The sequence below is a fragment of the Sphingomonas sp. 1185 genome (assembly GCF_040544655.1).
Taxonomy (GTDB): domain Bacteria; phylum Pseudomonadota; class Alphaproteobacteria; order Sphingomonadales; family Sphingomonadaceae; genus Sphingomonas.
Genome location: NZ_JBEPKL010000007.1, coordinates 93,716 through 117,757 on the forward strand (window position 1 = coordinate 93,716; position 24,042 = coordinate 117,757).

A 24,042-nucleotide genomic window follows, 5' to 3' on the forward strand; every position below is an offset into this window, starting at 1 on the left:
AGGCGGTCGTTACCCGTCTTGGCAGCTCGACCTTCGCCTTGGGGGCGGCGGAGAGCTCCGGCTTTGGAGAACGACCATGACGGTTATCGCCAGTAATATTTCGGCGTTACGCGCGTCGAGCGCCAACGGCGCCGCATCGGAAGCGCTGAACGTGTCGATGGAGCGCCTGTCGACCGGCAAGCGAATCAATTCCGCGAAGGACGACGCCGCCGGCCTCGCCATCGCCGCCTCGATGTCGGCGCAGGTGCGCGGCATGAACCAGGCCATCCGCAATTCCAACGACGGCATCTCGATGGCGCAGACCGCCGAAGGTGCGCTCCAGGAAGTGAGCAACATGCTCCAGCGGATGCGCGAACTGGCGGTGCAGAAGGCCAATGGCATCTATTCGACCACCGACAAGGACAACATTACCGCCGAACAGAACGCCCTGGCGGCACAGGTTTCGACGATTCTCCGCAACACCCAGTTCAACGGGCAGAAGCTGCTGAACGGCACCGCGGGCAATTCGGGCGCGGTCCAGATCCAGGCGGGCGCGAACACCAGCGACGCCATCACCATGAATTTCAGCGATCTGACGACGGCGACCGAAATGACCAACGTCATGGTCTTGGGCGATCCGAATGCCGGCACGACCAGCTCGGTGAAGTCCACGGCGACGCTCGAGAATTTCGACTCGGCCATCGGCAAGGTCGCCAATATCCGCGCGGGCCTCGGCGCCACGCAGAACCGGCTCCAGTCGGCGGTCAACAACCTGACCTCCAACGTCACGAACCTGACCGATGCGCGCAGCCGTATCGAGGACACCGATTTCTCGGCGGAAACCACCGCGCTCGCCAAGGCCCAGATCCTGAGCCAGGCATCGACCGCGATGCTGAGCCAGGCCAACCAGTCCCAGCAGGGCGTGCTCAAGCTGCTCGGCCAGTAACACCCGGTTCCTGAGCGCCCCGGCACCGCGCCCCCACTCGGGTGACGGGGCCGACCGGCCGCGAGTCCCTCGCCAAGCCGGTTTGCAGGACAAACCCCGGCGGCCGCCGTGCCGCCGGGGTTTACTCATGTCCGCGCTCAATCGGCGCGCAGCACCAGCGCGGGCGAGGTCCGCCCCGCCCGCCACGCGGGATAGAGGCTGGCCAGCACCGCCCCCGCCACCACGCTCAGGCCGATCGCGGCCAGCTCGGTCCGCGAAATCCCGATCGGCAAGGACAGGAAGACGTCCCATTCCGCCTGCCGCGCCGGGGACAGATGGCGGACCGCCGCGACGATCGCGGCGCGCTGGGTCAGCAATCCGGCCGCCAGCGCCAGGCCGACGCCCGCGCCGGTCAGCGCGATGATGCTGCCGACCGTCGTGAAGATCCGCGCGATGCTCGCCACCGACACGCCCATCGTCCGCAGGATCGCGATCTCGCGCCGCTTGGCCCGCGCCAGCAGCGTCATCGACGACAGGATGTTGAACAGCGCGACCAGGGTCACCAGCCCGACCGCGATCGTCATCCCGATCTTCTCGGTGACGAGCGCGGCGAGCAGCGCGCGATTGGCCTGCCGCCAGCTGGTGATCGGATAGCCGGGGCCCAGGCGCCTGCGGATCGCCGCCGCGACCGCCGCCTCCCGCGCGGGATCGGTCAGGACGACGGCGATCCGGCGGGTGACGGCGGCGTCGTCCTTCAGGATGGGCAGCGAATCGAGCGGCGCGAACACCGTCACCCGGTCGCTCCCCTTGTCCTCGTCGGGATAGAAGGCGGCGACCCTCGCGTCGAACAGGTCGAGCGACGGCATATGGTCGGGGCCGAGACGGACCCGGCCGATCGCGATGGTATCGCCGGGGAACAGCCCCAGTTGCAGCGCGGCATCCTGTCCGATCGCGACCGCGTTCGCCGGGTCCGGGCTATGGGCCAGCGCCGACCGCATCGTCGGGACCAGCCGGGCGAGCGTCGCCGGGTCGCGGCCCTGCAACTGGATGGGAGTGATCCGCCCGTCGATCGACAGCGCGGCGGTGAGTTCGCGAATCGGCTCGGTGCGCGCGACGCCGGGCAGGTGCGCGATGACGGCGGCGACCTGGCCCTCGGTCATCGCGGCACGGGCGGGCACGATGACGCTGAGATGGCCATCGACCGGCGCGACGCTGTCGGCCAGCTTGGTCTGTGCGCCGTTCATGACCGCGATGACCAGCACCAGCGCGGCGACGCCGATCATGACGCCGGTGCATCCGATCCCGGCAACCAGCAGGACCAGCCGCCCGCCCGCGCCCGGCCACAGATAGCGTGCGATCAGTCGGCGTTCATGGCGTGCGAACATCGGCGTCCCCGGTCATCGGGGACGCGCTTAGAGGAAGATGGCGCCATCGGAAATGGCGCGGGCCCATTCCTCCCCCTCGCAGGGGAGGAATCGCCTTACCGCTGGCTGGCGAGCGCCTTTTTCAGGCGGGCATGCGCCGCGCTCTTGATCTGGCAGATGCGCGCGGCGCCGACGCCCAGCACCTGGCCGATTTCCTCCAGGTTGAGTTCCTCGACATAATAAAGCTGGATCACCATCGCCTCGCGCTCGGGGAGCGCCGAGATGGCGGCGATCAGCGCGTCGCGCAGGTCGCTTTCGGCCAGCTGCTCGAAGGCGTCGGGGGTGTCGTCGGCGAACCAGGGCAGGTCGTCGGCATAGACATCGTCGATCGCCTCCATCCGCACCGCCTCGGCGGTCTTGTAGTCGGCGCGCAGCCGCTCGACCGAGACGCCCAGCTTTTCCGCCACCGCCTCGTCGGTCGGGGCCTGCCCGCCGGACTGCGACAGGGTGGTGACCGCCTCGCTATACTGGCGGCGGCGGCGCATCGCGCCGCGCGTCGTCGTGGCCTGGCGGCGCAGCTCGTCGATCATCGCGCCGCGCAGCCGCGACTTCAGATAATGGCCGAACTCGACCCCGCGCTCCTCGAACGAGGCGGCGGCCTCGACCAGCGCGACCAGCCCGACCTGGACCAGATCCTCGACCTCGATCAGGCTCGACATGGATCCGTGCACATGCCACGCGATCCGGCGGACCAGCGGCAGATGCTGGCGGATGATCGCATCGGTGTCGCCGCCGGGGCGACGGACGACCGGACGATAGGTGATCGGGCGGTCGGCGACCGTGGGGTTGGCCAGCGCCGGATCGAAATTCGCCGGGTTGAGGCTCTGGGCGTTGACGAACGCGCCGCTCAGGGGATGCGCGCTCATGCGGCCAGCGCCTGCGGAGCGCCGATCACGGCGACGACCTCGACCGCCTTCTCCTCGGGCACCTCGAAGAAGGACAGGACCGGCGTGTCGGGCATGCAGGTGCGCAGCAGCTTGCGCATCGCGAGCCGCACGCCCGGCTGGACGACCAGCGCGAACGGCTTGGCCTCGGCGATCAGCGGTTGGGCGGCATGGGTCAGCGCCTCGGTGATGCGGCGGCCCAGATCGGGCTCGATCACATGGCGGCGCGCGGTGTCGGCGCGCATGGCCTGGCCCAGCAGCCCTTCGAGCTGGCCGTCCAGCGTCATGACGCGCAGCGGTTCGCGCATCCCGCACAGTTTCTGGATGATGAGCGCGCCCAGCTGCGGCCGGATCAGCTCGACAATCTCTTCGGCGTCGAGCGTCTTCTGGGCCGCCACGGCGATCGCGCTGGCGATGCGGCGGAACTCCTTCAAGGTGATATTCTCCGAAAGAAGGCCCTTGAGAACCTGGGTCAGGGTGGTGAGCGGCAGGGGGTTGGGGCTGAGCGAGGCGGCGAGCTGGCTCGCGCGTTCCTTCAGCCCGTCGAGCAGCGACTGGACCTCGTCGGGGCCGAGCAGCTCGGCGGCGTTGGAGCCCAGAATATGGTTCAGATGGGTCGCCATGACGGTGCCCGGATCGACGACCAGATAGCCCATGCCGGTGGCGGCATCGGCGTCGCCCTTCAGGATCCAGGTCGCGGGCAGGCCGAAGGTCGGGTCCTGGACCGGCTTGCCGTCCAGCGTGCCGAAGGCCTGGCCGGTGTCGAGCGCCAGCATCTCGTCGGGCGACACCTGATCCTCGGCGGCGACGACGCCGTTGATGAGGATGCGGTAGTTGAACGGCCCGAGATTGATGTCGTCGCGGACCCGCGCCTGCGGCACGACGAAGCCCAGTTCCTTGGACAGCTGGCGGCGGACGCCGGTGATGCGTGCCATCAGCGGGGCGCCGCGACGCTCGTCGACCAGCGGCACCAGGCCATAGCCGATATCGATATGCACCTGCATCCCGTCGATGACCTCGTCCCAGCCGATGCGCGAGGGATCGACCGGCTCGGCCGCGGGGGGCGGGGGGACGGGGACCGGGCGCTTCTCGATCTGGCGCAGCTTCCACGCGGTGAACCCGGCAATGGCGGCGGCGGGCAGCAGCACCAGGTGCGGCATGCCGGGCAGCGCGCCGAGCAGGCCCAGGATCACCGCGACCGGGATCCAGGTCTTGGACGCGCCGAACTGCGACCCGATCTGGCCCGCCAGATCCTTGTCGGACGACACGCGCGTCACGATGGCGGCGGCGGCGATCGACAGCATCAGGCTGGGCAGCTGCGCGACCAGCGCATCGCCGATGGCCAGCAGGATATAGGTCTTGGCCGCATCGGCCACGCCCATGCCGTGGCTGACCGGGCCCAGGATCAGGCCGCCGATGATATTGGCCGCCAGGATCAGCATCGCGGCGACCGCGTCGCCCTTCACGAACTTGGACGAACCGTCCATCGAGCCGTAGAAATCGGCCTCGGTCGACACCTCGACGCGGCGCGCCTTGGCCTGGTCGGGGGTGATGAGCCCGGCGTTCAGGTCGGCGTCGATCGCCATCTGCTTGCCGGGCAGCGCGTCCAGGGTGAAGCGCGCCGACACTTCGGACACGCGGCCCGCGCCCTTGGTCACGACGATCAGGTTGATGATCATCAGGATCGCGAAGACGAAGAGACCGACGACATAGTCGCCGCCGATCAGGAAGGTGCCGAACGCCTCGATGACATGGCCCGCCGCGCTCTCGCCCTCATGACCATGGACCAGCACGATACGGGTCGAGGCGACGTTGAGGCCCAGGCGGAACAGCGTGGCGAACAGGAGGACGGTCGGAAAGGCCGAGAAGTCGAGCGGCTTTTCGGCGTTCAGCGCGACCATCAGGACGGCCAGGCTGATCGCGATATTGGCGACGAAGAAGATGTCGAGCAGCGCGGGCGGGATCGGCACGACCATGACCAGGACGAGCAGCAGGATCGCCGCGGGAAGGGCCATGGTGCGGCCGCCGGAAAACAGCTTGCCCATCGTTTAACCCCCCATGCTCGCGAGCATCATGTACGCCAGCCGCGCATGGTCGGGCTTGGGGCGCAGCACGCTGTCGCTGTCGGTGATGCTGGCCGATCCGTTGCGCAGGCCCAGCCGGTTCATCGTGCTGTTGGCCCAGGCCATGGCGTCGGCGGCGCTTTCGTTGTTGCCGGTGACGACGGTCGCATCCTCGCCCATGCCCTTCAGCGCGAGCGCCTGTGCGGCGAACTGCAGGTTGGCGGCGCGGGTCGCGTCGCTGTCGGCGCTGCTGCCCGCCAGCTTGTCGGCGAAGCGGTTGTAGATGTCGGAGAGCGTGCGCGGCTGGCCGTTCGCGGCGTAGAAGACCGAGCGGTTGGCGCGCGCGGCGGCGGGGAACAGCGCGGCGCCGGTCGCCTGCGGGCTGGAGGCCATCGTGCTCAGGAACTTGGTCGCGCCGCCCAGGCCCAGGAAATGCGCCATATACAGGTCGGTGCCGCCCGCCTCGCGGCCCAGCGTGGCCTCCAGCGCGCTCTTATTGTCCGAGGCATGTTCGGCCGCCATCAGCGAGGCGGCGGTGGGATCGTTGCGCAGCCCCATGACGGCGGCGCGCGCCTCGCCCGACACATGATAGCGTCCGCCCGACTGGCCGATCGAATCCGCCGCCCAGCCCAGGCCATGCTCGGCGCCGTGCTTCTTGACCACCGCGAGCCAGCTCTGCTCGACGAACTGGTACAGACCCGAGGCCGAAGATGTCCCCGCACGGGCATTCGCGTTCAGCCCGGACTCGAGCTTGGCCTGCCCCAGCAGATAGCCGAAATCGACACCCGTGCGGCTGGACGCCAGCGCGATGGCCGATTGGATCCTGGTTTGAGAGACGGGTTGGACGGTCATGCTGTTCGGTAAAAGCCCTTGTTCGGGCTCTACTCAGCAAAGGGCGTGCCAATTTCCCGCGGCTCTGCCGGGGATCGGTGCGAATCCGGCGCGGGAGACGAAAAAAGCCCGGCAAAGCGGGCTTTCGTGCTGGGGACCGGCAGGACCGGCCATCAGGGTCGGCAGGGGGTTTGGCGGCAAAGCGGCAACGGCTTGCCGCCCGGCAAGCGGCAATCAGGCGTAGGCGCGCATCGCGGGGCGATAGCCCATGCCGGCATCCCCGGTCAGGGTCTGGAGCTTGCGACGGACATTGGCCGCCATCAGGTTCACATAGATACGGCAGGTCTCGTTCAGGCGGTTGGCCTCGTCTGCCAGCTCGCGCAGCTCGGGCCCGGCGGGGCCGGTGCCCAGCGCGGCGACCTGTTCGATCGCGGCCAGCTTTTCGGAGGTGGCGCGTTCGAGGGCGACCACGTCGTTCGACTTCAGCGCCGCGATTTCGCGGTGCAGGGCCTCGATGACCTGGATCAGGGCGTCACGGCGCGTCATTTACCGTTCCAGTCGAGCTTCAGGGCGATCATCTGGTCGGCGATGGTCGCCGGCAGGATCGGGAAATCGCCATTGGCGATGGCCTTCTTGATCTGGGCGACACGATCCATGTCGACCGGCGGCTGGGCCGCCAGGTCGCGCGCCAGATTGCCGACGCCGCTGGTCTCGCTGGCCGCCTTGGCCGGGTTCGGAGCGGTCTGGGTGCTCGCCGCGAGCGCGTTGGGACGCGTCACGGCGGCGATCCGCCCGATCCTCGCTTCCCCGGCACTCAGCCTTGTTACATCCACCATGTCCGCACCTTCTGGTTCCGCTGACATGGAGGGTAACGGCCGAATCCGGGGAATCTTTAGCGAGAATTTACGCTCTCGCCCCCGATTTTCCGGCCGATGGGCATTCCGCTATTCGGCCCAGCCGGGCAGGGTGGCGCGACCGCTGGCCAGCGCGACCGCCTGGACCGGCTGGCGGGACGAATCGATGCGGACCAGGAAATGCGCGCCGGGCGCGGCATCGGCCATCGCCACGCCTTCGCGGGTGATCGAAAAGCCGTTCGATCCCGCCTCGATCACCACCGGATCGCCGCGTCTGATGACCGGCTCCACCCGGGCGGCGGCGACGGGAATCGGGCGCGGCTCGGCGGCGGGCTTCGGCACGGCCAGCACCGGCACGAAGATGCGCCATTGCGGGCTGGAACAGGTGACGACCACCGCGTCGTGCATCTCGGTGCGCCACGACAGCGCGACGGTGGGGCATTGGCTGAGCTTCAGCCTGGCATCGACCGGCGACCGGGCGCCCCCCTCCACCCCGACGGGGCGGCCGGTAAAGGCGGTGACGGCGGCGTCGAGCGCGGCAATATCCTGAAAGCCGGCGGCACCGGCCAGAAGCAGCGACAGGATCATCAGGGTCTCCGTGGCGGATCGCCGGCAAAGACGAGCGTGACCATCGCGATGCGCGGGCCCGGCTTGGCGGCGGTGGAAAGGATCAGGCGGTCGGCGGCGGCGGGGCCGATCAGCGCGGCGGCGGCGCGGGCGCGATCGGCGGCCAGCACGACCGCGCTATGGGTGACGGGATCGACATCGGCGGCGCTGCCGTCGGTCGCCCCGGTGATCGACAGGCGGATGCGCGGATCGGCCAGCGCCTCGCGCGCCCAGGGGCCCAGCAGCGGGTCGGGATCGACCGGCTCGGCCGAACCGGGGGCGAAGCTCAACGAGGCGGTCGCGACCGGCATGGCGGGCGGCGGGGCGGGGGGCAGGCGGAGCGCCTGCGACGCGGGATCGGTGTTGGCGCCGAACTGCGCGCGCAGTCCGTTGAGCAGCGCGGGCCGCCGCTCCGCCCCCGTCGCCTGGACCAGAACGAGGAAGCCGACCAGCAACAGGGCAAGGTCGGCCAGCGTGATCAGCCAGATCGGTCGCGACGGCACGGGATCGGGAAACACCGGATCGCTCATGCCACGCTCATCAGGCTGGGCGGCGAGGACGGGCCCGACTTGGACGACGCCGTCGATCCGCGCGAGGGGCGCGGGGCCTCGCGCGCGGCCAGGGCGGCGAGCGGGGCGACGATGCGGGTCCGCTCGAACGCTTCGATCCGCGCGGCGCGACGCAGCCGCATCGCGATCGGCTGGGCGACCAGATTGGCGAACAGCGCGCCATAGAGGGTGGCGAGCAGCGCGATCGCCATCGCGCCGCCGATCCGCTGCGGATCGTTCATCGTCGCGAACATCGCCGCCAGCCCGATCAGCGTGCCGACCATGCCCATGGCGGGCGCCACCTCGGCCGCGCCGGTCCAGATGTCGGCGACCGCGACATGGCGCTCGATCCGCCCCTGCCGCGCCAGGTCGAGCCGCGCGGTCACGGCCTCCGGCCCTTCGCCATCGACGATCGCGGCGATCGCCTCGGCCAGATCGGGGTCGGTGACGACCGAACGGTCGAGCGTCAGCACCCCGTGCCGCCGCGCGACGCGCGACAGATGCGCGATCTGTTCGATCAGCGGCTCGGCGGCGAAGGGCTTCCGGGCCAGTACGGCCAGCGCCCGGAGCGCGCGCCGCCCGTCACGCCATGGCGTGCGCAACAGCGTCGCGATCAGCGTACCGCCCAGCACGATGGCGAGCGCCGCGGAGTCGAAGAACTGGTGGAGCGGTGGAAGGGCTATCATGCGCGCCGCCACGCAAAGACCAGGCCAAATGCCTGTGCGGATTCGCCAAAGTCGCACCCGCTGGGGGGAGCGCGTCGGCGCGGCGCGCGCGGCGCGGGCGGGGCGGCAGGAACCCGCTGCCGCTTCGTTGCCGCCGACCGGCAAAAGGCGGCAACGCCTTGCCGGAGGGCGGGCGGGCCGGGCGGGTGGGCCAGCCCGACCCCGCGCCTTTCCGCGCCTTTCGGCAGGTTGGCACGGTGATTGCGTATCCCCGGCTATCGCGATGATCCGCGTGGGAAAGGAGGTTGAACGATGGCCGCAGAAACGCTTTTCGGAATTCACGGCGCGGCGCTGGAAGTCCGGGCGCAGCGCATGGGTGTGCTGGCCTCGAACATCGCCAACGCCTCCACCCCCGGATTCAAGGCGCGCGACATCGATTTCAAGGCGGCGCTCGCCGCGATCGAGGGCGGCTCCGACCAGGGCCAGGGCAAGGGGATCGCCGGCGCGACGAAGTATCGCGTGCCGCTCCAGACCTCGCTCGACGGCAACACGGTCGAACTCAACCAGGAACAGACCGCCTTCGCCGAAAACGCCGTCCAGTATCAGACGACGCTGTCGTTCCTGAACGGCCGCATCTCCACCATCACCCGCGCGCTGAAGGGCGAATAAGCGATGGCCGACACGCCTCTCTCCATCTTCCAGGTCGCGGGCCGCGCCATGTCGGCGCAGCTGGTGCGGATGAACACCACCGCGTCGAACCTCGCCAATGCGGGCGGCGTCGCCGGGTCGGCCGAGACCGCGTACAAGACGATGAAGCCGGTCTTCCGCACCAGCTTCGACGCCGCGACCGGCCTGTCCACCGTCGATGTCGAGAAGATCGTGACCGCCGGGGAAGACCCCGCCAAGCGGCACGATCCGAACAACCCCTTGGCCGACAAGGACGGCAATATCTACGAGGCCGCCGTCGACGAGACCCGCGAGCTGGTCGACATGATGGAGACCTCGCGCACCTACCAGAACAATGTCGAGGTCATGCAGACGGCCAAGTCGCTGATCCTCGATACCCTCAAGCTGGGACGCTGATCATGACATCCACCGCGCTCGAGTCGACGCTCGACAGTCTGGGCATCGCGCGAACCGGGTCGACCGGCTCGTCCTCGACCACCACGGCGGCCAAGAAGTCCACGACGCTGGGCCAGGCCGATTTCCTGAAGCTGCTGACCGCGCAGCTGAAGAACCAGGATCCGTTCTCGCCGATGGACAATACCCAGATGGTCGCCCAGATGGCGCAATTCTCCAGCGTGGCGGGCATCTCCGAGATGAACACCACGCTGACCTCGCTCGCGAACAAGCTGACCGGGACCACGCCCGCGGCCGCGATGAACTATGTCGGCAAGACCGTGCTGACCCAGGGCACGACCGCCTATGGCCGCACCAGCGGCGGGCTGGCGGGCCAAGTCGAACTGGATGCCGCGGCGTCCAACGTGACGGTGACCATCGCCGATGCCAGCGGCGGGGTCCTCAAGACGCTGTCACTCGGCGCGCAGAAGGCGGGCGCGGCCAGCTATGACTGGGACGGCAAGACCGCCGACGGCAAGAGCGCCGGATCGGGGCCCTTCACCATCTCGGTGTCCGCCAACAACGGCAGCACCGCCGTCACCAGCCGCTCGCTGGTCTGGGCGCCCGTCCAGTCCGTCTCGCTGCCCTCCACCGGCTCGCCGGTCCTGACCGTCGCCGGTCTGGGCCAGGTCCAGCTCTCCGCCGTCCGCGCCGTCGGCTGATCCCCCTTCACGTACCAGGAAGATAGCCCATGTCCTTCTACACCTCGCTCAGCGGCCTTCAGGCTTCGCAGACCGACATGTCGGTCATCTCGCACAATCTCGCCAACGTCGGCACCAACGGCTTCAAGAAGAGCCGCGCCGAATTCGCCGACGTGATGGCCGCCAATTTCGCCACCGACCCGTTCAAGCAGGTCGGCTCGGGCACCGTGGTCAAGGCCAACCGGCAGGAGTTCAAGGAGGGCAATTACACCAGCACCTCCAACGCGCTGGACCTCGCCATTTCGGGCGACGGCTTCTTCACGGTGCAGGCGGGCGGCACCGCGGGTACGCTCCAGTACACGCGCAACGGCTCGTTCCAGGTCGACACCAAGAACTATGTGACCGACACGCAGGGCAACCGCGTCCAGGTGTTCCCGGTCGACAAGGACGGCAACGTCACCGCGTTCGGCAATGACGGCCTGACCAGCCTTCAGCTGCCCACGACCAGCGGCACGCCGGTCGCCACCAAGAAGGTGACGATGGCGATCAACCTGTCGAGCACCGCCGTCGCGCCGACCGCCGCGTTCGACCGCACCAACATGGGCACGTACAACAACACGACCCAGACCAAGATCTACGACACGGCGGGCAACGCCATGACGCTGACCAACTATTATGTCCGTGCGCCGTTGCCGGTCGATGCCAATGGCAATGCGATCCAGCCCTCGGACGGCAGCAGCAGCTGGCTGGTCTACAGCTTCGTCGGCGATCAGCAGATGACGACCAATGGCGGGTCGAAGGACCCGATCAAGATGACCTTCGATTCGGGCGGCAACCTGAAGTCGCCGACCGGGGCGACCAAGTTCGACAATTTCACCCCGCGCACCTCGACCACGTCGCAGCCGCTGTCGATCGACTATACCGGCTCGTCGCAGTCGGGTTCGATCTTCTCGGTCGCCTCGCGCACCCAGGACGGCAAGTCGGTGGGCCTGTTGTCGGGCGTGTCGGTCGGCGACGACGGCCTGGTGACCGCCTCCTTCTCCAACGGCGAGACCGCCGCGCTCGGCAAGGTCGCGGTGGCGACCTTCGTCAACATGCCGGGCCTGCGCCAGGAGGGGAACAGCTATTGGGAGGCGACCGGCAAGTCGGGCGCGGCCAAGTTCGGCACCGCCAACCAGGGCGCGTACGGCGCGATCCGGTCGAGCACCATCGAGGGGTCGAACGTCGACATCACCGAGGAGCTGGTCAACCTGATCGCCGCGCAGCGCGACTTCCAGGCGAACGCCAAGGCGCTCGATACGTCGAGCCAGATCTCGCAGACCATCTTCAACATCCGCAGCTAAGCGAAACGGGCCGGGTAACGGGACAGGTAACGGGGGGCAGCGATGGACAAGCTGGTCTATACGGCGGCGACGGGACTGCGGGCGCACATGTCGGCGCAGTCGGCGATCGCCAACAACATGGCCAATGCTTCGACGATCGGTTTCCGTTCGGACCGGGTCGTGTTCGACCGTATCGACCTCAAGGGCGGCGGCGCGGCGTTCGAGGCGCGGATGCCCACCGCCGAGGAAGTGACCGACGCCGACCGCCAGCCCGGCACCGTCCAGCATACCGGCAATCCGCTGGACGTCGCGGTCGCGACCTCCAGCGCGTGGCTGGCGGTGCAGGCTCCCGACGGGTCGGAAGCCTATACCCGTCGCGGCGACCTGGAGGTCACGGCCTCGGGCGTGCTGCAGACCGGCGACGGCTTTCCGGTGATCGGCCAGAACGGCCCGATCACCGTGCCCCCCTATAATTCGATGAGCGTCTCGCCCGACGGCACGCTGTCGATCGTGCCGCTGGGCGCAGGGCCCGGCACCCAGCCGCAGGTGATCGACCGGATGAAGCTGGCCGACACGCGCGGCAGCCAGACGGTCAAGGGGCTGGACAATCTGCTGCGCGTCAAGGGCGGCGGGGCGCTGCCGCAGGACATGGACGCCACCGTCCAGTCGGGCGCGCTGGAAGGGTCGAACGTCAACATGACCCAGACGCTGGTCGACATGATCGAGAACCAGCGCAGCTACGAGGTGCAGGCCAACCTCATGAAAGAGGCCAAGTCGATGGACGAGAACAGCGCATCGCTGATGCGGCTGCCGAGCTGAGGATTAAGGGTTTATGTCTTCCGCCGCCATGCACATCGCGCGCACCGGGCTCGACGCCCAGGACATGCGCATGCGGGTCATCTCGAACAACCTGGCCAACGTCAACACGACCGGGTTCAAGCGCGATCGCGCCGCGTTCGAGACGCTGGCCTATCAGACGATCACCGCGCCGGGCGCGGCCAGCTCGACCGAGAGCAAATATGCGACCGGCCTGAACCTGGGCACCGGCGTGCGCATCCAGGGCACCGCGCGGATCAACACGCAAGGGTCGATGCAGACCACCAACAACAGCCTGGACATGGCGCTCGACGGCGAGGGCTTCTTCCAGGTGCAGATGCCGGGCGGGACGCTGGGCTATACCCGCGCGGGCAATTTCTCCCGCTCGGCCGAGGGGCTGCTGGTCACGTCCGAGGGCTATCAGGTGATGCCGGGCATCACCGTGCCGCAGGGCGCGACCCAGATCACCATCGGCTCCGACGGCACCGTGTCGGCCACCATCCAGGGCCAGGTCGCCCCCGCCGAGATCGGCCAGATCCAGGTCGCGACCTTCCCCAACCCGGCGGGCCTCCAGTCCAAGGGCGACAATTACCTGACCGAGACCGCCGCCTCGGGCGCGGTCGGCATGGGCGTCGCCGGGCTCGAGGGGCGCGGCCAGATTCGCCAGGGCATGCTCGAAGGGTCGAACGTCAACGTCGTCGAGGAGCTGGTCGACATGATCGAGACCCAGCGCGCCTATGAGGTCAACTCGAAGATGATCAAGTCGACCGACGAGATGCTCCAATACGCCAACCAGAATCTGTGAGGCCGGTGATGCGTCTGGCTCTTTCCCGTTTCGACTATTGGGTCGAACTGGCGCTGTCGACGGCGGCCGCCGCGATGGTCGTCGCCGCGCTCGCGCCGTTGCCCGCGCAGGCCAGCCTCTTCGGCAAGAAGCAGCCGGTCGAGGATTTCACCACCACCCGCCCCGCGCCCATGCCCGCCCAGCCGGTCCAGCCCGCCAACGGCTCGATCTTCCAGGCGGCCGATGGCTATGCCGCGCTGTACGAGGGATGGCGCGCGCGTCGGGTCGGCGATCCCCTCACCATCGTCCTCGTCGAGCGGACGGCGGCGTCCAAGTCGGCGACCTCCAAGCTCGGCTCGAAGGGCGATCTGGGGATCAATCCGCCGACCACCGGCCCGCTGGGCTCGCTGCTCAAGTCGACCGATATCGGCATGGGCGGCAGCCGCAACTTCAACGGTTCGGGCGCGGCCGACCAGTCCAACTCACTGTCGGGCGAGATCAGCGTGACCGTGGCACAGGTGTTCCCCAACGGCACCATGCTGGTCCAGGGGCAGAAGCGCGTGACGCTGAACCGCGGTGACGAGTTCATCCGGATCAAGGGGCTGGTCCGCATGGCCGATATCGGCATCGACAACCGCGTCGAATCGACCCGCGTCGCCGATGCGCAGATCGCCTATACCGGCAAGGGCGACGTCGCCCGCGCCAGCCGCCAGGGCTGGCTGAGCCGTTTCTTCCAGGCCGTCAGCCCGTTCTGAGGCATAGAGACATGATCCGCTTCCTCCTCACGCTCCTCGCCACGCTCCTGATCGCGGCCCCGGCCTCGGCCGACCGGATCAAGGACCTGGGCGGGTTCCAGGGCATCCGCACCAACCAGCTGACCGGATACGGCGTCGTCGTCGGCCTGCCGGGTACGGGCGACGACAATCTGGAATATACCGTCCAGTCGCTGAAGGCCGTCGTCTCGCGCTTCGGGTTGCAGCTGCCGCCGGGCGCCAATCCGGGGATGAAGAACGCCGCGGTGGTGATGGTCACCGCCGAGCTGCCGCCCTTCGCCAAGCCGGGGCAGAAGCTGGACATCACCGTGTCCTCGATGGGCAAGGCCAAGTCGCTGCGCGGCGGCGCGCTGATCCTCACCCCGCTCCAGGGCGCCGATGGCCAGATCTATGCGATGGCGCAGGGCAATCTCGCGGTCGGTGGCCTGGGTGCCGAGGGCGCGGACGGGTCGAAGATCGTCGTCAACGTCCCCTCAACCGGCCGCATCCCCGAGGGCGCGACGGTCGAGCGCGCGGTCGCGACCGGCTTCGACACCGCGCCGATGCTGACCTTCAACCTCGCCCGCGCCGACTTCACCACCGCGCAGAATGTCGCGCAGGCGATCAATGCGCGCCTCGGCATGGGCATCGCGCAGGCGATGGACGCCGTGTCGGTCGCGGTCCGCGCGCCGATGGGTGCCGATGTCCGCGCCACGCTGATGTCCGAGATCGAGAATCTCGACGTCGCCTCCGCCGAGCCGCCCGCCAAGGTGATCGTCAACGCGCGCACCGGCACCGTCGTCATCAACTCGGCGGTCCGGGTCGGCCCGGCGGCGGTGACGCACGGCAAGCTGACCGTGAAGATCGACGAGCAGCAGCGCGTCAGCCAGCCCGGCCCCTTGAGCGGCGGCCAGACCGCGATCACCCAGAAATCGGGCGTCTCGGTCGAGGAGGAGCGTCGCCCGATGTTCGTCCTGGCCCCCGGTCCCAAGCTCGCCGACATCGTCAAGGCGGTGAACGCGATCGGCGCGGCCCCGTCCGACCTGGTCGCCATCCTCGAAGCGCTGAAGGAAGCCGGCGCGCTGAAAGCGGAGTTGATCGTCCTGTGACCCAGAGCATCGCACCCAGCTCGGCGATTTCGCCGACTTCCGCCCCCGCCTCGGCGATTTCGGGAAGCGTGTCGACCGACACCCGGCGGCTGTCCAACGGCGCCAATCTGGACAAGGCGGGCACCCAGTTCGAGGCGATCTTCACCGGCATGATGCTCAAGGCGATGCGCCAGACCAAGCTGGGCGACACGATGTTCGAATCCAAGGCGCTGGACACGTTCCGCGACATGCAGGATCAGCAGGTCGCGCAGACGATGGCGGTCCAGGCGCCGCTGGGCATCGGCAAGGCGGTCACCGCCTTCCTCGCCAAATCTCAACCTGCCGTTAACCAGAAATAATGTAGCACGAGTCGCATGAGCGATCTGCTCTCTATCGGCGCTTCGGGCGTCCGCGCATATCAAACCGCGCTGACCGCCGTTGGTGAGAATATCGCCAATGTCGCGACGGACGGCTATTCGCGCCGGACGGTCACGACGCAGGAGGTCTCGCCGGCGGCGGGGCTGTCGGCGAACAAGGTGTCGGCGGGCTCGGGCGTGGTGGTGCTGGGCATCGCGCGTTCGACCGACGTCTATGCCACCGCCGCGGTGCGCGCCGCCACCTCCGACCTGTCGCGGACCCAGACGGGGGCGACCTGGCTGAGCCGGATCGAGAGCACGCTGACCGGCGACCAGGTGCAGACCCGCCTGACCTCCTTCTTCACCGCCGCGCGCACCCTGGCGTCTGATCCGAGCTCGAACGCGCTGCGCGCGACGATGCTGGAGGCGGCGCGGTCGACCGCCAGCGCCTTCAGCGCGACCAATGCGGCCTTCGACCAGGTCCAGTCCGATTTCGACGGCCAGGCGCGGCAGGCGGCGCAGGACCTGTCCTCGCTCGCCGTCTCGCTGGTGCGCGTCAATGACGGGCTGGGCCGGACCCAGGCGGGAACGGCGGCGGCGGCGCAGCTGACCGACCAGCGCGACCAGATCCTGACCAAGATGAGCGCGCTGGCCGACATCACCAGCACCACCGACTATCTCGGGCGCGCGACGGTGCGGCTGGGCGATCGCGCCGGGCCGGTGCTGGCCGCACCCGATGTGACGGGTTCGGTGACCTACCAGCGCGGAACCGACGGCAGCGTGGCCTTCAAGGTGGCGGTGCAGGGCGAGCTTCACGACTTCATCCCCACCGGCGGGTCGATGGCGGGGATGCTCGACGGGGCGGAGCGGATCAACGCCACGCGCGGCGCCTTCAACCAGGTCGCGAAGGATTTCGTCAACACCGTCAACACCTTGCAGGCGGGCGGCCAGGACGTGAACGGTCAGCAGGGCGCGAAGATGTTCGCCCTGACCGACGGCACCGCCAATATGAGCCTGTTGCTGACCAGCGGCTCCGCCATCGCGGCGGCCAGCAATGGCGCGGGATCGCGCAACGCCGACAATCTGACCCTGCTCGAACAGGCGCGCAGCAACACGAGCACCGGCAATTTCGAAAACCGGCTGACCCAGATCGTCACCGGCAACGCCACCACGCTCAAGCAGCGCCAGACCGTCGCCGACGCGCAGACCGCGATCAGCGACGGCGCCAAGGCCACGCTGTCGGCGGCTTCGGGCGTGACGCTGGACTCGGAGGCGGTGACGCTGATGCGGTTCCAGCAGGCCTATTCCGCGTCGAGCCGCGTCATCCAGGCCGCGCGCGACACCTTCCAGTCCATTCTCGAGCTCCGGTAACGGCCATGCAGATTTCCACCAACGTCTTCTATGAAACGGCGTCGCGCCGGATGTCGGAGCTGACGGGCAAGGCGAATGCGCTGCAGGTCGAGATTTCGACCGGCAAGAAGCTGCAGACCCCGTCCGACGACGCCGCCGCATCGGCCCAGATCGCCGAGTTCAACCGGCGCGACGCCAATGACGCGGTCTACAAGACCAACCTGACGGTGGCGGGATCGCTGCTGCAACAGGCGGACACCACGCTGGGCCAGATCGGCAAGCAGGTGCAGAAGGCGCTGGAACTGGCGACCCAGGCCGCCAACGGCACGCTGTCGGCCGCCAACCGGTCGAGCGTGGGCGACCAGATCGCCTCGATTCGCGACGCGCTGGTCGGGCTTGCCAATTCCAAGGATGCGCGCGGCCTGCCGCTGTTCGGCGCGGCGGCGGGGACCGATGCCGTCAAGCAGGTCAACGGCACCTATGTCTATTCGGGGGCCAGTGTCTCCGACATCCCGATTGCCGACGGCCAGTCGATCAACGTGTCGGTCGGCGCGGACCGGGTGTTCAAGACGGGCAGCGACGACACGCTCAACGTGCTTAACAACCTGGTTACCGCACTTCAGTCAGGATCTGGTGACGTCAGCGCGTCCATCAAGGACGCGATGAACAAGTTGAGTGCCGCGAACGACAATATCGCGAGCGTGCAGGCTTCGGTCGGCGCGCGCGCGGCGCGTGTCGAATTGCAGCAGGGGTTGCAGCAAAAGGCCGCCACCGACCGCACGGCGCTCCGCTCCAGCGTCGAGGACGCCGATGCCGTCACGACCATCACCCAGTTGCAGCAGACGATGACCGTGTTGCAGGCGACCCAGGCCAGCTTCACCAAGCTGTCGAACCTGTCGCTGTTCGATTACCTCAAGTGATGCTGTCCGGGCCCGCGCCCGGTAACCCTATTTTGACCTAACAGGCGTAGGCGGGTGGTCTGACAGGCACAGCGCCGGTCTTCGGGAGAATCGGTTCACCATGTTTCCTGCCATCGGCCTCGTCATCCTGCTCGGCATGGTGTTCGGCGGCTTCGCCATCACCGGCGGCAAGCTGGGCCCCGTGTTCGAGGCGATCCCGCACGAGATGCTCATCATCGGCGGCGCGGCCGTCGGCGCGCTCGTCATCGGCAATTCCGGCAAGGAGCTGAAGGCGCTGGGCGGCGCGATGGGCAAGATCTTCAAGGGCCCGAAATACAAGAAGCAGGACTATCTCGACGTCATCTTCCTCGTCTCGAAGCTGATGAAGATGCTGCGCACCGAAGGCCCGATCGCGCTGGAACCCCATGTCGAGGACCCGAAGTCCTCCTCAGTCTTCGCCGAATATCCGCGCCTCGTCGCCGACCATACCCTCGTCAACCTGATCGCCGACACGCTGCGGCTGGTCGTCGTCTCGTCGGGCACGCTCGACGTGCATGCGGTCGAGGAGGTGATGGACAATGCGATCAAGACCCACCACCACGAGGTCGAGGGGCCGCAGGGCACGCTTCAGAGCCTGGCCGACTCGCTGCCCGCGCTCGGCATCGTCGCCGCCGTGCTCGGCATCGTGAAGACCATGGGTTCGATCGACAAGCCGCCGAGCGTGCTGGGCGGGATGATCGGCTCGGCGCTGGTCGGCACCTTCATGGGCGTGCTCCTGGCATACGGTATCGTGAACCCGTTCGCGGGGCGGCTGAAGCAGGTGATCGACGCCGACGCGGCCATCTATCACGTGGTCAAGCAGATCATCATCGCCTCGCTCCACGGCCATCCGCAGCCGCTGGTCATCGAGGCGGCACGCTCCGGCATCGCGCACAAGGACCAGCCCGGCTTCGCCGAGGTGTTCGACGGCCTGCGGGGCAAATAAGCCATGGCCCGCGCACCGCACGGCAAGAACGAGCCGCCCAAGATCGTCATCGTCAAGAAGATCATCGCCGATGGTCATGGCGGGCATCATGGCGGCGCGTGGAAGGTCGCCTATGCCGATTTCGTGACGGCGATGATGGCGTTCTTCCTGCTGCTCTGGCTGCTGGGTGCCACCACCGAAAAGCAGCGCAAGGGCATTGCCGACTATTTCGCGCCGACCCTGCTCGACACCAAGTCGGTGGGCATCGGCGGCGGCGTCCTCAACGGCGGCGCGGGGCTGGGCCAGATGCACAAGGAAAGCAGCGCGGCCATCACCCAGACCATGGTCATGAAGATCAACGGCCAGGGCGGCAACAAGCCGGGCACCGGCAACAAGGGCTCGCTGCGCAATCCCGACAGCATGGCGCGCGACCAGCAGACCTTCGACGCGGTCAAGCGTGAGCTCCTGAAGAAGATGGAGGTCACGCCCCAGCTCAAAAAGCTGGCGCAGCAGGTGCGTTTCATCCCGACCGATGACGGCTTGCGCATCGACCTCGTCGACAATGCCAATTATTCGATGTTCGCGATGGGGACGACGACGCTGACCCCGGAGGCGTCCGAGCTGATCGGCACCATCGCCAAGACGGTCGCCGACGTGCCCAACACCATCATGATCCGCGGCCACACCGACGGCGTGCCTTACGGCGATCCGCGCGCGATGAACAACTGGCTGCTGTCGTCCAGCCGCGCCGAGGCGACCCGCCGCCGGCTGGCATCGGGCGGGCTCCCGGAGTCGCGGTTCGAGCGGATCGAGGGCGTCGCCGATCGCGAACCGATGATCGCCAACAACCCCTCCGACCCGCGCAACCGCCGCGTGGCGATCACGCTGCTCTACCGCAAGGGCGCTTTCGGGCAGTAAGCGGGCGGTTCGTTTCGTCCGGGCGTCTTTGGGGGATCGACAGTCCGTAATGGGTATTCTTCCCTCTCCCCTGTCCGGGGAGAGGGAAGGGATGACAACCCCACCCAAGCAAAAGGCCCGCCCGACCATCCTGCTCCGGGAGACGAGCAGGACGGTCGGACGGGCCTTCATGCGATCGGTCGATCGCGCCGTCGCTTATTCGGCGTCGGCGGCCTCGGCCTTGCGCGGCTTGCGCGCGGCAGGCGCGGCGCCCGCGTTGCGCGGACCGGGCTTGCGGCCCAGGCCGATCTTCTTGGCCATCGCGCGACGGCTTTCCGAATAGCTCTCGGCGACCATCGGATAGTCGGGCTTCAGGCCGTAGCGCTCGCGATATTCCTCAGGGGTCAGGCCATGGGTCGCCAGATGACGGCGCAGCGTCTTGTAGGGCTTGCCGTCGATCATCGAGACAATGTGGTCCTTCGACGCAAGCGACTTGCGGACCGAAACCGCCGGAACATATTCGGTCGGCGCTTCGACATCGGCGGCCTGCGGCGCGCTGCCCAGAAGCGAAGATACGGTTTCGTGCATCTTGTGCAGAAAGGCCGGAACCTCTTCGGACGAAGTGCGGGTGTTGGGATTACCCAGCCACGCGATGGTCAGTTCGGTCGCCAGTTCTACGGCATTCACATCGATAGGGTCGTCGGCCATGATACGCTCCTTTTATTTATGGTTTGACCTAACCGTCAATCTCGCCGCGTCAACCGTCCGGAGCGGAAATAGGTCAAATATATCCGTTTCTCTATTCGTTTGACTTGGTGAGGCGCCAATATCTCTATTTGGGACGGCGTTGCTGCGGCTGATGGGCGCCGATGCAAGGCGATAGGGTCGGCAACCCGGACAATGCTTGGCGAAGCAGGTTTAAATCCAGATCAAGAATTGGATGACGGCCCCGTCAGCAGCGTGGTTTTGCAAGCAATTACCCAGCTGTTTCCACGCCCCTCCGGTTCCACGATTGCAAAAAATGCAACAAAAATTGTTTAGCTTGCAGTTGTGCTAATCGCGTCGATCCGCCAAAGAGAGCGGGCCTTTCAGGCATCCTCTCCTAAAAACTTTCACGGCTGGTCCTCGGACCAGCCTTTTTTTTGCTATGCATTCGGCGGGCATGCGCCTAGGTTGCCGCATCGCCGCGCTTCAATGACAAGATAAGCAGGAGTGGAAGCCGCCGGAAAGACCGGCATCGCGCGTCGGTGCCGGGGGTCGAGCGACCCGGGTCGCTCCCCCCGTCCAACCTGATTCGATGACCACCGACGGCGTCAGCGCCGACAAGCGATCATGTCGGCGCGCGTATCGCATCGCGATGATGTACCTGGGATGCGCCGGGCGTCCCATGCGCTCGACCCCGGCCTGAAGCTGAGGGGTACGACCGGCCGCGTCTATGCCTTGTCCTCGGGCGTCTTGCGGCGAATGAACTGGTCGAGCGCGGACAGTGCCATGCCCGCAAAGGCCGCCGCTTCCGAAACGCCGGGGACCGACGGAGCGGGATCGCGCGGCAGGCCGTCCTGCGGCGGCGGCCCGGAGGGTTCGTCGGCGCTCGGGCGTTGGGTATCGCGCGCCAGCGCGGCGGCGGCGACCACCAGGCCGGTGGCGATCAGCTGGCGTCCCATCGGGCTGCGCGCCTGATCCAGCAGGACCTGCCCGACCCGGTGCAGCGGCGACGCCGTGGCGGGCCCGGCCTGCTCGGCACGTGCCGCCTTTTTCTGCTTCTTCTTGTGCTTCTTCTTGCCCATCGACGGCGCACTCCTGTCCTGGTGTATTTTCAATATAATACACCTTGGTCCGCGTACAAGGTGGCGGGGTGGTCAGCCGTTGAGCGCGCGCGCGCGCCGTCGCTGGACCGAACTGCCGATTCCCATCGATTCGCGATATTTGGCGACGGTGCGCCGAGCGATGTCAAAGCCCTTGGCCTGGAGCAGCTCGACCAGCGTGTCGTCGGACAGGATCTTGGCGCCTTCGCCCGCGATCAGCGTCCGGATCGCGCTCTTCACCGCCTCCGCCGACACCGCATCGCCGCCATCCGCCGTCGCGATCCCGCTGGTGAAGAAGTATTTCAGCTCGAACAGTCCGCGCGCGCAGCTGAGATATTTGTTGCTCGTCACCCGGCTGACGGTCGATTCGTGCATCCCGATCGCCTCGGCCACCCGCGCCAGCGTCAGGGGCTTCAGATGCGCGACGCCGTTCAGGAAGAACGCCTCCTGCTGCTTCACGATCTCGGTCGCGACGCGGATGATCGTCCGCTGCCGCTGATCGAGCGCCTTCATCAGCCAGTTCGCGCTCGCCAGGCAATCGGCCAGCCACGCCTTTGACCCCTTGTCCTGCGGTCCGTGACGCAGTTCCTGATAATAGCGGCGATTGACCAGCACGCGGGGCAGGGTGGCGGTGTTCAGCTCGATGCCCCAGCCGGCCTTGGTCCGGGTGACGAACAGGTCGGGCACCACCGCCTGTGCGGGTTCGCCGCCATAGCGACAGCCGGGCTTGGGATCATAGCCGCGCAGTTCGCGGATCATGTCGGCCATGTCCTCGTCATCGACCCCGCAGATCCGCTTGAGCCGGACCAGGTCGCCGCGCGCCAGCAGGTCGAGATTGGCGATCAGCCGCGCCATGCACGGATCGTAGCGATCGGCCTCGCGCGCCTGGAGCGCCAGGCATTCGGCGAGATCGCGCGCGCCAACCCCCGTCGGCTCCAGCCCCTGCACGACCGACAGGATGGATTCGACGCGCGCCAGCGGGACGCCCAGCCGCTCGGCGATCTCGGCCAGCGGTGCGGTCAGATAGCCCGCCTCGTCCAGCAGGTCGATGATATGGGTCGCGATCGTCAGGTCGGCGCCCGACAGGATCATCGCGACCTGCGCGCCCAGATGCTCGGCGAGCCCCGGCGCATCATTGGCCAGCGAATCCCAGTCGGGTCCATCCTCGCCGCCCAGGCCCCCGCCCGCGCCGTTCAGCGACAGCCCGCCATCGGGGCCGGTGCCGCCATCGGCGACGCTGTCCTGCTGATGGCTCTCGGTCGCGTAATCCAGGTCGAGCCCGCGATCCTCGGCGGGCGCGGTGCCCGCGACCAGCTCGTCGGCACCGGCGGGCGCCTCGCGCTCGGGACGCTCGGGGGTGGCCACGTCGCGGATCGCGGTCGCGTCGAGCAGGGGGTTCTTCTCCACCTCCTCGGCGATGAATGCCTCGATCTCCAGGTTGGACAGCGCCAGCAGCTTGATCGCCTGTTGCAGCTGCGGCGTCATCACCAGCGACTGGGACTGGCGGATGTCGAGGCGCGGGGCCAGGCTCATGCGGACGCCCCCGATCCGACGCCCCGTGCCCATCGCCCGGCAAAGGCGATGAAGCGGAACGGGGCGGAGCGGGGCGCGGTCCTCATGCGGTCAGAGCGAGAAGCCCTCGCCCAGATAGAGGCGGCGGACATTGGCATCGGCCACCAGCTCTTCGGGCGATCCGGTGAACAGTACGCGGCCGTCATAGATGATGTAGGCGCGGTCGACGATGTCCAGCGTCTCGCGGACATTATGGTCGGTGATCAGCACGCCGATGTCGCGCCGCTTCAGGTCCTTCACCAGATCGCGGATGTCGGCGATCGAGATGGGGTCGATGCCCGCAAACGGTTCGTCGAGCAGCATGATCGACGGATCGGCGGCCAGCGCGCGGGCGATCTCGGCGCGGCGCCGCTCGCCGCCCGACAGCGCCATGGCGGGCGCGGCGCGCAGGCGGGTCAGCCCGAATTCCTCGAGCAGCTTGTCGAGCTTGCGCGCGCGCTCGGCGGGATCGGGCTCGGCCAGTTCGAGCACGGTCAGGATGTTCTTCTCGATCGACAATCCGCGAAAGATCGAGGTTTCCTGCGGCAGATAGCCCAGGCCCAGGATCGCGCGGCGATACATGGGCAGCCCGGTGATATCCTCGCCGTCCAGCATGATGCGGCCCGAATCGGGCTTCACCAACCCCATGACCGAATAGAAGCAGGTCGTCTTGCCCGCGCCGTTCGGGCCGAGCAGCCCGATCACCTCGCCGCGCCCGACCGAAACCGAGACGTCGGTCAGGACGGTGCGCTTGTCATAGCTCTTGGCGATGGACACGACCTGCAGGCCGTTCGCCACGGGCGGCTCGGACACAGGGGGCCTGTGCTCCTGCGCCTCGCGAATCGGGGTTTCCATATCCATCGGCCAGTCTGTTCCCTTCATTGGCAACCACGGTAGCGCGGGCGGGCGCCCGGCGTCA

At 67.8% G+C, this 24,042-nt stretch carries 27 protein-coding genes; 14 read left to right on the forward strand and 13 right to left on the reverse strand.

Annotated elements, in window-relative coordinates; all coding sequences use genetic code 11:
- The first annotated feature begins 76 nt into the window (after nucleotides 1-76).
- Nucleotides 77-925 (forward strand): flagellin N-terminal helical domain-containing protein, encoded by an 849-nt coding sequence (locus ABIC44_RS07560; RefSeq protein WP_309691570.1) that lies wholly within the window; start codon nucleotides 77-79, stop codon nucleotides 923-925.
- A 137-nt stretch (nucleotides 926-1,062) separates the two neighbouring features.
- Here ABIC44_RS07560 and ABIC44_RS07565 read toward each other — a convergent pair whose 3' ends face one another.
- From ABIC44_RS07565 to ABIC44_RS07605, 9 genes are all read right to left on the reverse strand, one after another.
- Nucleotides 1,063-2,289, reverse strand: coding sequence for an ABC transporter permease (locus ABIC44_RS07565; RefSeq protein ID WP_354294645.1), 1,227 nt, complete (start codon nucleotides 2,287-2,289; stop codon nucleotides 1,063-1,065).
- 95 nt (nucleotides 2,290-2,384) lie between these two features.
- Nucleotides 2,385-3,194: a sigma-70 family RNA polymerase sigma factor gene (locus tag ABIC44_RS07570; RefSeq protein ID WP_354294647.1), complete on the reverse strand. Its 810-nt coding sequence runs from the start codon at nucleotides 3,192-3,194 to the stop codon at nucleotides 2,385-2,387.
- Nucleotides 3,191-5,257, reverse strand: a complete 2,067-nt coding sequence (flhA, locus tag ABIC44_RS07575) for a flagellar biosynthesis protein FlhA (protein WP_307102126.1) — start codon at nucleotides 5,255-5,257, stop codon at nucleotides 3,191-3,193. The genes ABIC44_RS07570 and flhA overlap by 4 nt, the downstream gene beginning before the upstream one ends.
- Nucleotides 5,258-5,260: 3 nt before the next feature.
- Entirely contained in the window at nucleotides 5,261-6,127 is an 867-nt protein-coding gene (locus ABIC44_RS07580) for a lytic transglycosylase domain-containing protein (RefSeq protein ID WP_354294649.1), read from the reverse strand.
- A 213-nt stretch (nucleotides 6,128-6,340) separates the two neighbouring features.
- The gene (locus tag ABIC44_RS07585) at nucleotides 6,341-6,652 is read right to left on the reverse strand and encodes a flagellar protein FlgN (RefSeq protein WP_307102131.1); all 312 of its coding nucleotides are present in this window, start codon (nucleotides 6,650-6,652) and stop codon (nucleotides 6,341-6,343) included.
- Nucleotides 6,649-6,885, reverse strand: coding sequence for a flagellar biosynthesis anti-sigma factor FlgM (gene flgM / locus ABIC44_RS07590; protein WP_354294651.1), 237 nt, complete (start codon nucleotides 6,883-6,885; stop codon nucleotides 6,649-6,651). The genes ABIC44_RS07585 and flgM overlap by 4 nt, the downstream gene beginning before the upstream one ends.
- Before the next feature lie 165 nt (nucleotides 6,886-7,050).
- Nucleotides 7,051-7,548, reverse strand: coding sequence for a flagella basal body P-ring formation protein FlgA (locus ABIC44_RS07595; protein WP_307102135.1), 498 nt, complete (start codon nucleotides 7,546-7,548; stop codon nucleotides 7,051-7,053).
- Nucleotides 7,548-8,096, reverse strand: coding sequence for a flagellar motor protein MotB (locus ABIC44_RS07600; protein ID WP_307102137.1), 549 nt, complete (start codon nucleotides 8,094-8,096; stop codon nucleotides 7,548-7,550). Before ABIC44_RS07600 ends, ABIC44_RS07595 begins: the two co-directional genes overlap by 1 nt.
- Nucleotides 8,093-8,800: a motility protein A gene (locus tag ABIC44_RS07605; RefSeq protein WP_309691582.1), complete on the reverse strand. Its 708-nt coding sequence runs from the start codon at nucleotides 8,798-8,800 to the stop codon at nucleotides 8,093-8,095. Before ABIC44_RS07605 ends, ABIC44_RS07600 begins: the two co-directional genes overlap by 4 nt.
- Nucleotides 8,801-9,091: 291 nt before the next feature.
- Between ABIC44_RS07605 and flgB the strand changes: the two genes are divergently transcribed.
- The 13 genes from flgB to ABIC44_RS07670 all read left to right on the forward strand — a co-directional run bounded on the left by flgB (nucleotide 9,092) and on the right by ABIC44_RS07670 (nucleotide 19,788).
- Nucleotides 9,092-9,448, forward strand: a complete 357-nt coding sequence (gene flgB, locus ABIC44_RS07610) for a flagellar basal body rod protein FlgB (RefSeq protein WP_307102142.1) — start codon at nucleotides 9,092-9,094, stop codon at nucleotides 9,446-9,448.
- Nucleotides 9,449-9,451: 3 nt separating this feature from the next.
- Nucleotides 9,452-9,862, forward strand: a complete 411-nt coding sequence (flgC, locus tag ABIC44_RS07615) for a flagellar basal body rod protein FlgC (protein ID WP_307102145.1) — start codon at nucleotides 9,452-9,454, stop codon at nucleotides 9,860-9,862.
- A 2-nt stretch (nucleotides 9,863-9,864) separates the two neighbouring features.
- Nucleotides 9,865-10,560 (forward strand): flagellar hook assembly protein FlgD, encoded by a 696-nt coding sequence (locus ABIC44_RS07620; protein WP_309699786.1) that lies wholly within the window; start codon nucleotides 9,865-9,867, stop codon nucleotides 10,558-10,560.
- Between the two features lie 29 nt (nucleotides 10,561-10,589).
- Nucleotides 10,590-11,882 (forward strand): flagellar hook protein FlgE, encoded by a 1,293-nt coding sequence (locus tag ABIC44_RS07625; protein ID WP_307102149.1) that lies wholly within the window; start codon nucleotides 10,590-10,592, stop codon nucleotides 11,880-11,882.
- A 42-nt stretch (nucleotides 11,883-11,924) separates the two neighbouring features.
- Nucleotides 11,925-12,680, forward strand: a complete 756-nt coding sequence (locus ABIC44_RS07630; RefSeq protein ID WP_309691587.1) for a flagellar basal body rod protein FlgF — start codon at nucleotides 11,925-11,927, stop codon at nucleotides 12,678-12,680.
- Between the two features lie 13 nt (nucleotides 12,681-12,693).
- Complete coding sequence (gene flgG / locus ABIC44_RS07635; protein ID WP_309691588.1) at nucleotides 12,694-13,482, forward strand: flagellar basal-body rod protein FlgG; 789 nt, start codon at nucleotides 12,694-12,696, stop codon at nucleotides 13,480-13,482.
- Between the two features lie 74 nt (nucleotides 13,483-13,556).
- A complete protein-coding gene (locus ABIC44_RS07640; protein ID WP_307104708.1) occupies nucleotides 13,557-14,216 on the forward strand; it encodes a flagellar basal body L-ring protein FlgH in 660 nt (219 codons plus the stop codon).
- An 11-nt stretch (nucleotides 14,217-14,227) separates the two neighbouring features.
- Nucleotides 14,228-15,322 carry a flagellar basal body P-ring protein FlgI gene (locus ABIC44_RS07645; protein ID WP_307102152.1) on the forward strand — a complete coding sequence of 365 codons (1,095 nt, stop codon included), beginning with the start codon at nucleotides 14,228-14,230 and terminating at the stop codon, nucleotides 15,320-15,322.
- Nucleotides 15,319-15,660, forward strand: a complete 342-nt coding sequence (locus ABIC44_RS07650) for a rod-binding protein (protein WP_307102154.1) — start codon at nucleotides 15,319-15,321, stop codon at nucleotides 15,658-15,660. The genes ABIC44_RS07645 and ABIC44_RS07650 overlap by 4 nt, the downstream gene beginning before the upstream one ends.
- A 15-nt stretch (nucleotides 15,661-15,675) precedes the next feature.
- Nucleotides 15,676-17,028, forward strand: coding sequence for a flagellar hook-associated protein FlgK (flgK, locus tag ABIC44_RS07655; RefSeq protein WP_354294655.1), 1,353 nt, complete (start codon nucleotides 15,676-15,678; stop codon nucleotides 17,026-17,028).
- Nucleotides 17,029-17,033: 5 nt separating this feature from the next.
- Nucleotides 17,034-17,927, forward strand: coding sequence for a flagellar hook-associated protein FlgL (flgL, locus tag ABIC44_RS07660; protein ID WP_354294657.1), 894 nt, complete (start codon nucleotides 17,034-17,036; stop codon nucleotides 17,925-17,927).
- 100 nt (nucleotides 17,928-18,027) lie between these two features.
- The gene (motA, locus tag ABIC44_RS07665; protein WP_219018840.1) at nucleotides 18,028-18,891 is read left to right on the forward strand and encodes a flagellar motor stator protein MotA; all 864 of its coding nucleotides are present in this window, start codon (nucleotides 18,028-18,030) and stop codon (nucleotides 18,889-18,891) included.
- 3 nt (nucleotides 18,892-18,894) lie between these two features.
- Nucleotides 18,895-19,788, forward strand: a complete 894-nt coding sequence (locus ABIC44_RS07670) for a flagellar motor protein MotB (protein WP_354294659.1) — start codon at nucleotides 18,895-18,897, stop codon at nucleotides 19,786-19,788.
- Nucleotides 19,789-19,983: 195 nt separating this feature from the next.
- On the opposite strand, the gene ABIC44_RS07675 is transcribed toward ABIC44_RS07670, so the two are convergent.
- The 4 genes from ABIC44_RS07675 to lptB all read right to left on the reverse strand — a co-directional run bounded on the left by ABIC44_RS07675 (nucleotide 19,984) and on the right by lptB (nucleotide 23,984).
- Entirely contained in the window at nucleotides 19,984-20,475 is a 492-nt protein-coding gene (locus ABIC44_RS07675; protein ID WP_307102164.1) for a Ros/MucR family transcriptional regulator, read from the reverse strand.
- Nucleotides 20,476-21,200: 725 nt separating this feature from the next.
- On the reverse strand, nucleotides 21,201-21,554 hold the full coding sequence (locus ABIC44_RS07680; RefSeq protein ID WP_354294661.1) for a hypothetical protein: 354 nt from the start codon (nucleotides 21,552-21,554) through the stop codon (nucleotides 21,201-21,203).
- Between the two features lie 72 nt (nucleotides 21,555-21,626).
- Nucleotides 21,627-23,105: an RNA polymerase factor sigma-54 gene (gene rpoN / locus ABIC44_RS07685; RefSeq protein WP_354294663.1), complete on the reverse strand. Its 1,479-nt coding sequence runs from the start codon at nucleotides 23,103-23,105 to the stop codon at nucleotides 21,627-21,629.
- Nucleotides 23,106-23,195: 90 nt separating this feature from the next.
- A complete protein-coding gene (gene lptB / locus ABIC44_RS07690) occupies nucleotides 23,196-23,984 on the reverse strand; it encodes an LPS export ABC transporter ATP-binding protein (RefSeq protein WP_354294664.1) in 789 nt (262 codons plus the stop codon).
- Nucleotides 23,985-24,042: the final 58 nt, after the last annotated feature.